The 11992-nt window shown below is 35.3% G+C and carries 10 protein-coding genes; 1 reads left to right on the top strand and 9 read right to left on the bottom strand.

The window, feature by feature from the left end:
- Positions 1-259: 259 nt before the first annotated feature.
- The 6 genes from pnpS to citZ form a co-directional block, all read right to left on the bottom strand.
- The gene (gene pnpS / locus EKG35_RS11770) at positions 260-1705 is read right to left on the bottom strand and encodes a two-component system histidine kinase PnpS (RefSeq protein WP_126294653.1); all 1446 of its coding nucleotides are present in this window, start codon (positions 1703-1705) and stop codon (positions 260-262) included.
- Positions 1702-2415, bottom strand: coding sequence for a response regulator transcription factor (locus EKG35_RS11765; protein ID WP_126294652.1), 714 nt, complete (start codon positions 2413-2415; stop codon positions 1702-1704). Before EKG35_RS11765 ends, pnpS begins: the two co-directional genes overlap by 4 nt.
- Positions 2416-2475: 60 nt before the next feature.
- Positions 2476-2910, bottom strand: a complete 435-nt coding sequence (locus EKG35_RS11760) for a MaoC/PaaZ C-terminal domain-containing protein (RefSeq protein ID WP_126294655.1) — start codon at positions 2908-2910, stop codon at positions 2476-2478.
- 418 nt (positions 2911-3328) lie between these two features.
- The gene (mdh, locus tag EKG35_RS11755) at positions 3329-4267 is read right to left on the bottom strand and encodes a malate dehydrogenase (RefSeq protein ID WP_126294651.1); all 939 of its coding nucleotides are present in this window, start codon (positions 4265-4267) and stop codon (positions 3329-3331) included.
- Positions 4268-4466: 199 nt separating this feature from the next.
- On the bottom strand, positions 4467-5726 hold the full coding sequence (icd, locus tag EKG35_RS11750) for an NADP-dependent isocitrate dehydrogenase (protein ID WP_126294650.1): 1260 nt from the start codon (positions 5724-5726) through the stop codon (positions 4467-4469).
- A 203-nt stretch (positions 5727-5929) separates the two neighbouring features.
- Positions 5930-7045, bottom strand: a complete 1116-nt coding sequence (gene citZ, locus EKG35_RS11745) for a citrate synthase (RefSeq protein WP_126294649.1) — start codon at positions 7043-7045, stop codon at positions 5930-5932.
- A 239-nt stretch (positions 7046-7284) separates the two neighbouring features.
- On the opposite strand from citZ, the gene EKG35_RS11740 reads away from it, so the two are divergent.
- Positions 7285-8262 carry an AI-2E family transporter gene (locus EKG35_RS11740; protein ID WP_246020329.1) on the top strand — a complete coding sequence of 326 codons (978 nt, stop codon included), beginning with the start codon at positions 7285-7287 and terminating at the stop codon, positions 8260-8262.
- Here the strand turns inward: EKG35_RS11740 and EKG35_RS11735 are convergent.
- The 3 genes from EKG35_RS11735 to pfkA form a co-directional block, all read right to left on the bottom strand.
- Positions 8249-8638 carry an FxsA family protein gene (locus EKG35_RS11735; RefSeq protein WP_126294648.1) on the bottom strand — a complete coding sequence of 130 codons (390 nt, stop codon included), beginning with the start codon at positions 8636-8638 and terminating at the stop codon, positions 8249-8251. The genes EKG35_RS11740 and EKG35_RS11735 overlap by 14 nt on opposite strands.
- Before the next feature lie 342 nt (positions 8639-8980).
- The gene (gene pyk / locus EKG35_RS11730; RefSeq protein ID WP_126294647.1) at positions 8981-10741 is read right to left on the bottom strand and encodes a pyruvate kinase; all 1761 of its coding nucleotides are present in this window, start codon (positions 10739-10741) and stop codon (positions 8981-8983) included.
- Between the two features lie 27 nt (positions 10742-10768).
- Entirely contained in the window at positions 10769-11728 is a 960-nt protein-coding gene (gene pfkA, locus EKG35_RS11725) for a 6-phosphofructokinase (protein ID WP_126294646.1), read from the bottom strand.
- Between the last annotated feature and the right edge of the window lie 264 nt (positions 11729-11992).

The raw sequence follows: 11992 nt of genomic DNA, 5'->3' as shown, positions 1-11992 counted from the left end.
ATATAATACTCGAAGAGTGTTTTTACCCCAAATAAGTCGGTTAAATACCCAATAATCTATTAAAATTACAAAAGACCTTCAGAATAAGCCCATTCTGAAGGTCTTTTGTCAACAACCTGAATGCCCCTAAAAATAGGGGCATTTCCTTCAAGCATTAACATTTTAAAATTACTAAATCTGAAACAGGGGGGTTTCTATAAACAATATTATTCTAAAAGTATGAAGTTAAAATAACAGCATTGTAAATGTATTGTTAAATTCATTTGTAAAGTGGTATCGATACTTTCATACATGTTCCAACCCCAACAGTACTTTCTACTGTAATTTTACCATTATGAGCTTCAATTAAATGCTTCACTATCGCCAATCCTAATCCTGTTCCACCAGAATTGCGGCTTCTCGCCTTATCAACTCGATAAAAGCGTTCAAAAATACGGGGAATTTCACCCTTCTCAATTCCCATTCCCTGATCCTCTACTTCAATAATTCCATATTCATTATTTTCTTTTATTCGTAGTGTAATTGTTGTGTCTTCTGGAGAATACGTTATCGAATTCGTAATAAGATTTGTGAACACCTGAATAAGTCGGTTAAAATCGCCCATTACCATTACGTCTCGGACAATATCTACGTTAAATTGCATATTTTTTTCATCTAGACGTGGACTAGTTAACTCAACTGCACGAATTAATACTTCTTGTAGACTTGTTGGTGCAATGTCCACAGAAAAACCGTGCTGTTCTATTTTTGATAATTCCAATAGATCTTGAATCAGCATTTGGAGACGATTGCTTTCCTGATAAATTATTTCTAAAAATGAAATTAACATTTTCTCATCTTTAAACGCACCATCTAATAAAGTTTCTGAAAAGCCTTTAATCGATGTAATTGGCGTCCGTAATTCATGAGAAACATTTGCTACAAAATCCTTTCTGATTTGTTCAAGACGAATCAGCTCGGAAATGTCATGCATGACAATAACTACGCCTAACCATCGCCCGTGCTCGCCAACTACAGGGGCTCCATATACTTGTTTATATTGGATTTCTTGCTGTACTTCTATTTCAATTTGCTTCCGGTAAGGCAACTCCGTTAAAAATACATGATCAATAAATTTTTCTAATTCAACTGGTAATCCCAGTGTTAAAAAATTTTTTCCCTTTACTTCATCAATCGTTAATTCAAAACCATCTAAAAATTGACGGTTTACAATGGAAACTGTTGCTTCACGATCAATCATAATTAACGCGCTGCCCATATTTTCAATTAAAGTTTTTAAGCGTTCCTCTTCTATTTCACGTATTTTCTCGATTTCTTGTAGATTTCGAGCTAATATATTAATCGAATTTCTTAATTCAACAATACTAGCAGGGCCGATTGCATAGGCTCTTGAACGATAATTCCCTTTTGTTAATTCGCGAGCAGTTTGTGTAATATTTTCAATTGGGTCTAATAAGTTGCGTAATAGATTATTTGCAACAAAACTAATTAGGGCAAATGCCAAAAAAATTAAAAACGTTATGATAAATGAAAATTGCTTCCTAACCTGATCTATTTGATCTGCACTTAAATCAATATTATTTTTTGAGAAGTAACTCTCAATGTAGAACGGAAAAAGCTGACCTAAGACAAAGCCAAGGACAGCTAAAATTGAACCGGTTAATATAATGAAATTTACAAATAATCGGTTATTGTATGATTTCATACGTTTTTCGGCTCCTCGAATTTATAGCCTATTCCTCTAATTGTTTTAATAAACATTGGTTTACGACTATTTTCCTCTATTTTGTCACGCAAATGACTTATATGAACATCTACAATTCGAGTATCACCAGCAAAATCATAATTCCATACTGCGCTTAAAAGCTGATCACGAGTTAATACTCGGTTTTTATTCTCAAGCAAGTAGACTAGAAGCTCAAATTCTTTTGGAGTAAATTCTAATGGCTCATTATCTAAAAATGCCTCAAATCGATCAGGATATACTTGTAATTTTCCATATTGGTAATAATTCGCTTCATTTTCATCTTGTTCTTGATTTTGAACAGGTACAAAGCGACGCAAAACAGCTTTCACTCGAGCAATCACTTCGCGGGGACTAAATGGTTTTGTCATATAATCATCTGCCCCAAGCTCTAATCCCAATACTTTATCAAATTCATCGTCACGAGCAGTTAACATAATGATTGGAATATTACGCTTTTGACTGCGCAATTCTTTGCAAACCTCCATCCCATCCATTGTTGGCAGCATTAAATCTAAAAGAATTAAATCAGGAGAATTTTCGATTGCCATATCCAGACCAACTTTACCATCATGAGCAAGCAGCACTTCGTAACCTACACGTTCAAGATTGTACTTTAATAGAGTTGCAATTGAAACTTCATCTTCTACGACTAAAATTGTTTTTGACATAAAACATTTCCTCTCCAATATTGATTTGAAACCCCCATCTCAAATCAGTACATAAAACTTTTAATAAGGAGGATACACCTTTAAAATCCCTTCAATCACAGGTGTATTTTTTTCTTTATATGCAGTTACATATATATCGACTAGATTTTCTGATTTATTGATATGTTGAACTTCCATCAATATTTCAATTGTTTCATAATGATATACAGGCTCTAAATATACTAAATTTTGTTCACGGATATGAGAACCAGGACCCGGCATATGTTTGGATATGGCAGAAGTGATGATTCCATTTAACATAATAATAGGAACAAGTGGTTTTTTGTATGGTGTTTCTACGGCATAATCATGTTGAACATATAGTGGATTACTATCATTAGTCAAACCTAAATACAATAGTAAATCTTTATCTTCAATTTTTTCCGTAATCTGAAATCTGTCACCAACAATTATTTCATCAATCTTCTTTCCAATTTTCATACCCTTTCGTAGCAACAATTCAGCAACCCCTTTATTTTGAGATTACTTTCATAGTATCAATTTTTTCGAAAAATAACAATGTTATTAGAAAAGCGGAAGTGCCCTGCTTAGCCCCGACAAGTGCTGGAAGGCCCGAATCGAAAGCATCTTTCTAGCTTTCGACCGAGGGACTGAAGCACCTCGAGGGGCTGGGCACTGAAGCTAGACATTTAAGAAAAGTGGAGCGCGTTCGTTCAGCCGCGACTTACTCTGGAGACTTCTGACTAGCATGCTTGCATGCGTAGGAAGAAGTCGAAGCGACTCGAGCGGCTAACGCGCGGAACTAGACATATTAGAAAAGCGGAAGTGCCCCACTTGCCCGACAAGTGCTTCATTAAGCTCAATTAATAAAAAAAGAGCAGGATATTATCCCACTCACCTTAATCTAAATTTATTAAGTCAATATAGCCATTACATCTCGAACAGCTTGAGCTGATATATCTAAAGCTTCTTTTTCTTTATCCGTTAATTCAAGCTCGAATATTTTTTCAATACCGTTGGCGCCAAGTAAAGTTGGAACACCAAGATAAATTCCTTCATAACCATATTCGCCTTCTAAATAAGCAATTGACGGTAATATACGTTTTTGATCTTTGATGATCGCTTCTGCCATTTCAACTAATGCAGCTGCAGGAGCATAGTAAGCAGATCCATTACCGAGTAAATTAACTATTTCACCGCCGCCTGTACGTGTACGCTGAACAATTTCCTCTAATCGTTGTGGGGGGATTAATGTTTCTAATGGAATACCACCAGCAAATGAGTATCGAGTAAGAGGCACCATCGTATCACCGTGTCCACCTAATACGAAGCCTGTAATATCTTTTACTGAAATGTTAAGCTCTTCAGCAACAAATGCACAGAAACGAGCCGTGTCGAGAACACCAGATTGACCGATTACGCGGTTTTTAGGAAATCCAGTTTCTTTGTACACTGTGTAAGTCATAGCATCAACAGGGTTTGTTAAGACGATAATCGTAGAGTTTGGAGAATACTTTGCAATCTCTCCAGATACTGATTTCATAACTTTTTGATTGATTTGAACTAGGTCATCGCGGCTCATTCCTGGTTTACGAGCAACACCTGCCGTAATAATTACTAAATCAGAATCAGCCGTATCTTCATAATTCGAAGTACCTATAACATATGAATCGAATCCTTGAACTGGAGCAGCTTCCCACATATCTAAAGCTTTTCCCTTTGTTGGATTTTCAGCTTGAGGGATATCAACAAGTACAATATCTCCCAGCTCTTTTTGTGCTGCTAAGAATGCAGCTGTTGCACCCGTAAAACCTGCGCCGATTACAGAGATTTTTTTTCGTTTCATTGACATTTTGTAAACGCTCCTTTTAGAAATTTAAAAAAGCATTTTAAAGGTTGACTGTTAAATTATTCCCCTTTATATAAATTTTGATACAATAGCCAATTAAAATCAATATAAAAATGGGCAGCCTTTCGTTTATAAAGTAATGACTTTATTTACAAAAGCTGCCCATATATATTATTTAACTTTTAAAATTAAAGTTTATGAATTAAAGATTTTTAATTAATTCATTAGCGAATTCAGAACATTTAACTTCAGTAGCGCCTTCCATTAAACGAGCGAAGTCGTAAGTTACAACTTTAGAAGAAATTGTATTTTCTACAGATTTTGTAATTAAATCTGCAGCTTCTTGCCAACCTAGGTGTTCAAGCATTAATACGCCAGAAAGTAAAACTGATGATGGGTTTACTTTATCTAATCCAGCATATTTTGGAGCTGTACCGTGAGTAGCTTCGAAAATCGCATGACCAGTTACGTAGTTAATGTTAGCACCTGGAGCGATACCGATACCACCAACTTGAGCAGCTAATGCATCAGAAATGTAGTCACCATTTAAGTTCATTGTAGCAACAACATCAAATTCAGTTGGACGAGTTAAAATTTGTTGTAAGAAGATATCAGCGATAGAATCTTTTACGATGATTTTACCAGCAGCTTCAGCATCAGCTTGAGCTTTGTTAGCAGCTTCAGTGCCTTGTTCTGCTTTAATTGCATCGTATTGGTTCCAAGTGAATACTTTATCAGCATATTCACGTTCAGCTAATTCGTAACCCCATTTTTTGAATCCACCTTCAGTGAATTTCATGATGTTACCTTTGTGTACTAATGTTACAGAAGGACGGTTATGTTTAATTGCATACTCGATAGCAGAACGCACTAGACGCTCAGTACCTTCTTTAGAAACAGGTTTTACACCAATACCAGAAGTTTCTGGGAAACGAATTTTGTTTACACCAAATTCAGTTTGTAAGAAGTTAATAAGTTTTTTAGCTTCTGGAGATTCTGCTTCGTATTCAATACCAGCATAGATATCTTCAGTGTTTTCACGGAAAATAACCATATCAACATCTTCAGGGCGTTTAACTGGAGAAGGAACACCATCAAAGTGACGTACTGGACGTAAGCATACATATAAATCAAGTTGTTGACGTAATGCTACGTTTAGGGAACGAATACCGCCACCGATTGGAGTAGTAAGAGGTCCTTTAATTGCGATTAAATATTCATTGATTTTATCTAAAGTTTCTTGTGGTAACCATTCACCAGTTTGGTTGAATGCTTTTTCACCAGCTAGAACTTCTAACCATTCAATTTTCTTTTCACCGTTATAAGCTTTTTCAACAGCTGCGTCGATAACACGAGATGCTGCAGCCCAGATATCTGGACCAATTCCGTCACCTTCAATGAAAGGAATTGTTGGGTTATTTGGCACTTGAAGTACGCCATTTTCTACTACAATTTTAGTCATTTAAGTTGCCTCCTAAATTCATAAGTCTAGGACTGTGTTTTTAATCCATTACGCCTCGGCAACTGCATCAAAATTTTGTATCGCACGAAGACGATATAAAATCTGTAACACTCACCGGAGCGTTTTACATAAATTAGTCGGCGTTTTAGCCGACTAATTTATGCTAAAACACAGTCCTTGACAATTTTAGCATATTTTTTTGATTAGCGCTCATTAATTGGAACGTATTTTTGCATTCCTGGTCCAACATATTCTGCACGTGGACGAATTAAGCGGTTATTTGCATATTGTTCTAAGATATGTGCTACCCAACCTGATGTACGAGATACAGCAAAGATTGGTGTGAATAAATCATGCTCAATGCCTAGTGAATCATATACAGATGCTGAGAAGAAGTCAACGTTTGCTGGAAGACCTTTTTGACCAACAACCATGTCATGAATTTTTACTGACATATCATAAAGTTCTGGTTTACCAGTTAATTTAGTTAACTTTTCAGACATTACACGTAAATGTTTTGCGCGTGGGTCTCCTTTACGATATACGCGGTGACCGAAGCCCATGATTTTTTCTTTGTTATCTAATTTATTTTGAACCCAAGATTCAACTTTATCGATTGAACCGATTTCAGATAACATTTTCATTACTTGCTCGTTTGCACCACCGTGAAGTGGTCCTTTTAATGCACCGATTGCAGCTGTAATACCAGAATATACATCAGATAATGTTGCTACACATACACGAGCAGTGAATGTTGAAGCGTTTAATTCGTGGTCAGCATGTAATACTAACGCTTTATTGAATGCTTCTACTTCAATTGCTTGTGGCTCTTTGCCATGTAACATATATAAGAAGTTTGCAGCATATCCTAATTCAGGTTTTGGTGCAACTGGTTCTAAACCTCTACGGATACGAGAGAACCCAGTAACTACTGTTGCAATTTTCGCTTGTAGGCGAATTGCTTTACGATAGTTTGCTTCTGGAGACATGTCGTCTGCTTCCTCATCAAAAACACCTAATAATGATACAGCTGTACGAAGAGCTGCCATTGGGTGAACTGATTGTAATGGATATGATTTAAATTGATCGAAGATAGCTTGAGGTACTTCAGCATTTTCAGCTAGTTGTTTCGTTAACTCAGCTAGCTCATCTTCTTTTGGTAAACGTGTATGCCATAGTAAATATACTACTTCTTCAAATGTAGCGTTATCTGCTAAATCATCAATATTATAGCCAACGTATGTAAGTGTGTCGTCAATAATTGAACTGATTTTAGATTCCGCTGCTACGATACCTTCTAAACCACGTGTTGCTGTCATAAAAAATCGCTCCCTCATAATTTTTTAGTGTAAGTGCTTTCTTTCTTCAACATGAAGCACTAAAAGTGTTCTGCTCAATGAACCTATAAGTAAATCGCTTACATTGATTATTATAATAAATTTTGACGTCTTTGTGAATGAAATTGGATTAAATTAAGAAAAAACTGAATAGGGGATGAAAATTGGTAATTAAAGAGAATATTTTAAGATGAACGAGATATCAATTACATAAAATAGAGGTGACAGATTTGCAAACGAATAAAATAAATTTTTTTCCTTACAAAAACAGTGTAAAATTTTTAATCTTGATTGTTTACTTCGTTATATTATGGCTTATTTTGCCTGTTTCAATTGCAATCTTTTTTGCGTATTTCCTCTATCCTATTATAAACTTTTGCCATAAGCGGTTGAGGATTCCATACATATTAAGCGCAATCTTTATTTCAGTATTTATTTTTATATCAGTTTATACTTTTTTTTATATTACAGTCCAAAGCATCATCTCAATATATCCTGAAGTGAAAGATCAAGTACAAAACTTAGATATTTTGAATTCAGGAGATAATATCTTGCTAGAAACTATATTTAACAAATCATTATCATATATCGACTCTGCCATTTTGGGACTAGCAAATGTATTACAAGATATAATGGGGTATGTAATTGAATTATTTATCTTTGTCGTGTCATTCTTTTTTTCATTATTTGAGTCTAGAAAAAATAGATATTGGTTTTTCATTTATGTTCCAAAGCAATATCGTGATGAATGGAAACAGTATTTCATTAAAGCAACAAGTCTTTTTGGCTATTTTCTATATGTAGAATTTCAACTGTTTATCATTACATTTTTCTTATTAAGCATTGGACTTGCTCTTCTTCAATTTGAGCATCCGATAAATAAATCATTTTTAATTTCTTTAGCGGATGCATTGCCGTTTTTTGGTATCGGTCTTTTTCTAATACCTATTGCAATTTATTTTTTCGCAATTGGCGAAAGCTTTTTATGTTTTGCGTTGTTCATTCTTTACATCTTTATACAAATAACGAGGCAGATTGCTGAATCGTTGCTTTGGGCTTCGACATTTCATTTACGAACGGTCCATACATTTTTCATCAGTGCTGCCTCGATCCTCATCTTTGGTGTTTACGGAATTTTATTAAGCCCATTTCTTTTACTTATTGCTGTAAAATTAAAGCAAAAATCTATCTATGAATAATGAAAACTTGTCCATTTTTAAGCTTTTTTCGCAGCCAATAATAAATCATTGGTTTGAATAGTTTTCTTGTAAACGAGAAAATAAAAGCAAATCCTAATATATCAGTTAAAAACCCCGGCAAGGCTAATAAAGCACCGCCAACAAAAATCATAAATGTATCGATCATTGCAACACCTGGGGGCATACCTTCTGCAATACTATTTCGTATATTCTGTACTGATTGTATACCTTGTTTTTTTGCAACAGTTATACCGATTACACTCGTTAGTAAAATTAATAACAGCGTATTAAAAACACCTATTATGTTGCCTATCAATATGAAGATGGCAATTTCTATTAAAACTATAGCGATTAATCCACCCATTAATTTTTTCAATTAATACCCTCCAATTGAGTAGATGCTTTTCTATATTATTATATACGATTTGTTAGGCTAAAAGTTTCATGAATTCTATTTTAATAAAGATTTAGCTGTTTAAAACATCTTACTGTTTTATATATGAGAATTGTACATCGTTGCTTTTCTAATAGTTGAATTATGTTTGTGAAGTTATTTGCATCGAAGCCCAGCGTCATAAGTACTCCAACAAAGTATTAGTGAAAATAAAAATCTGCTCATTTTTAAAGTTAATAAAATGAGCAGATTGATAATTTTATTAGTAGTTGAATTATTATATGACCAAGCTTTTAGATAGCTTTAACAAAATTCATTATATTATTAAAGAACGCTAGCGTGTCCTTTATATACAACACCTGTTTCGGCATCCATTGTAATCTCTTGTCCGTGTCGAATTAATGTTGTTGCTTCTTTTACTCCAACTATAACTGGAATTCCCAAGCTTAGTCCAACAACAGCGGCGTGGCTTGTTAATCCACCTTCTTCAGTAATAATACCCGCACACTGCTCGATAATTGGCATCATTTCACGATCAGTTGAAACTGTTACTAAAATGCAACCTTCTGTATCGTATGCAGATGCTTCTTCAGCATTTTTCACAACAATCGCGTTTCCTACAACGGATAGTTTTCCTACACCTTGGCCTTTTGCTAATAAATCCCCAATTACATGTACTTTCATTAAGTTCGTTGTACCAGCTTCACCTACTGGAACTCCGGCAGTAATAATTACTACATCGCCATGATCTACATAATTATGTTTTAACGATTCGTCTACTGATAATTCTAATATTTCATCTGTTGTTGTTACTCTTGGTGTAATGATTGGTGTTACACCCCAAACAAGTGTTAATTGTTGTGCTGTTGAACGATGGTTTGTAATCCCAATAATAGGTACACCAGGACGGTATTTTGCAATCATTCTTGCAGTTGTACCGCTTGATGTTGGTGCCAGCACTGCTTTTACACCTAAATTAATTGAAGTATATGCTACAGCTTGAGAAAGGGCTTCTGTCATCGTTGTACCTTTTTCTTTACTGCGAGTTGCTACTATTGAACGATAATCCAACGAATTCTCAGTGTACTCTGCAATTTTATTCATAGTGCGTACAGATTCAACTGGATATAAACCTGCTGCCGTTTCACCTGAAAGCATGATTGCATCAGTACCATCTATAATGGCATTCGCAACATCACTTGCTTCAGCACGAGTAGGGCGAGGATTGCGCTGCATTGAATCTAGCATTTGAGTAGCAGTAATTACAGGTTTTCCTACTTGATTACATTTTTTAATTAATGTTTTTTGTACAAGTGGAACTTCTTCAGCAGGAATTTCTACCCCTAAATCCCCGCGGGCAACCATAAGACCATCTGACACTTGAATAATTTCATCAATATTGTCAACGCCCTCTTGGTTTTCAATTTTCGGGATGATTTGGATATGGCTGCCGCCGTTTTGCTCTAATAGTTCACGAATTTCAAGTACATCTTTTGACGTACGTACGAAGGAAGCTGCAATAAAGTCTACTCCTTGTTCTATACCAAATAGTATATCTTGAGCATCTTTTTCTGTAATACCTGGGAGTTTTACAGATACTCCTGGCACATTAACGCCTTTTTTATTTTTTAGTACCCCAGCATTTTCTACAATAGTATGAATTAAACCTTTTTCTTTATCTTTAGCTAAAACCCGAAGTTCAATTAATCCGTCATCAAGTAAAATCTTGTCATTTTGATCTACATCATCAATTAGGTTCTCATACGTAACTGAAAAACTTTTTTCATTTCCAACAACTTCTGTCATAGAAATATCAATTACTTGCCCTTGTGATAAATGTAATTCACCGTTCTCCATTGTGTGTGTACGAATTTCCGGCCCTTTTGTATCAAGTAATATACCAACCGTTTTATTTAATCTTTCCGCAACATCACGAATTGTTGCGATGCGTACAGCATGTTCTTCATGATTGCCATGGGAAAAGTTTAATCTTGCAACGTTCATACCCGCTTTTATTAATTCTTCAAGCATTTCTGGCGATTCACTTGCTGGACCAATTGTACATACTATTTTTGTTTTTCTCATATTTTTCTCTCCGTTTTTCTATAGTTATTATATTGAAAGTTCTTTTGATAATGTATAAAGGCTTACATCTGCTTTATGTTTCTTCGTAAACGCCTCTTCTAAATCATAATCAATAACTTGATGATTTTTTATACCTACTGCTCTACCACTTCGACCCTCTAATAAAACTTCTACTGCTTTAGCTCCTAAACGGCCGGCTAAAACTCGATCCCTTGCTGAAGGGGATCCTCCTCGTTGAATATGTCCTAATACAGATACTCTTGTTACAATATTTGCTTTTTCTTTCAATATTCTCGCTAGTTCACTACCCGACATGACACCTTCTGCAACAATAATAATACTATGTTTTTTTCCACGTGCGCTACCACGTTGAATACGGGAGATAATATCATCAATATCATATTGCTCCTCAGGAATTAATACCGACTCAGCACCGGCAGCTAGTCCTGCCCATAAGGCGATATCGCCGGCATCTCTTCCCATTACTTCCACAATAAAAGAATTTTCATGACTTGTTGCTGTATCACGGATTTTATCGATAGAATCAATCACTGTATTAAGTGCAGTATCAAATCCAATTGTATACTCTGTTCCGGGAATATCATTATCTATCGTTCCTGGGACGCCAACACATGGAAAACCCTTTTTCGTTAGCTCCATTGCACCTCGATAAGAACCGTCGCCGCCAATTACAACGAGACCCTCCACACCTGCTTCTTCCATCTTTTTAATACCTTGAAGCTGATACTTGTCCTCTTTAAATTGTGGGCATCGAGAAGAAAATAGTTTTGTTCCTCCACGTTGAATGATTCCTCCAACCGAGCCTAAATCTAAAAGCTCCATTCTGCCTTCAATAAATCCCTCATAACCGTGATAAATTCCCATTACTTCCACACCATGGAAATTCGCTTTACGAACGACCGCGCGAATCGCCGCATTCATTCCAGGTGAATCTCCCCCACTTGTTAAAACGGCTATCCTTTTCATAATTCTCCAGCCCCTCCTAAAAAAACCTCTCTTATTAAACACATTAGCATAAAAATCTTCCATTGTAAGTTATACATATAACTTAACACAATCTTTTTACAAAAATAACAATCAATTACTACTAGGTATAATTTCGTTTAGTTTTTTGCATGCAATAATGATATTGATTGCTTAAGTGTTGCCAAATTAGGAAGTCCTTTTAACCTAAGAACCTCTTAATATCATTAGCATTTAAGGGGAAATCTCCCCATCTACTAAGATTGA

The sequence above is a fragment of the Lysinibacillus telephonicus genome (assembly GCF_003966145.1).
GTDB lineage: Bacteria > Bacillota > Bacilli > Bacillales_A > Planococcaceae > Ureibacillus > Ureibacillus telephonicus.
This window is presented reverse-complemented; position numbering and strand designations above follow the sequence as displayed.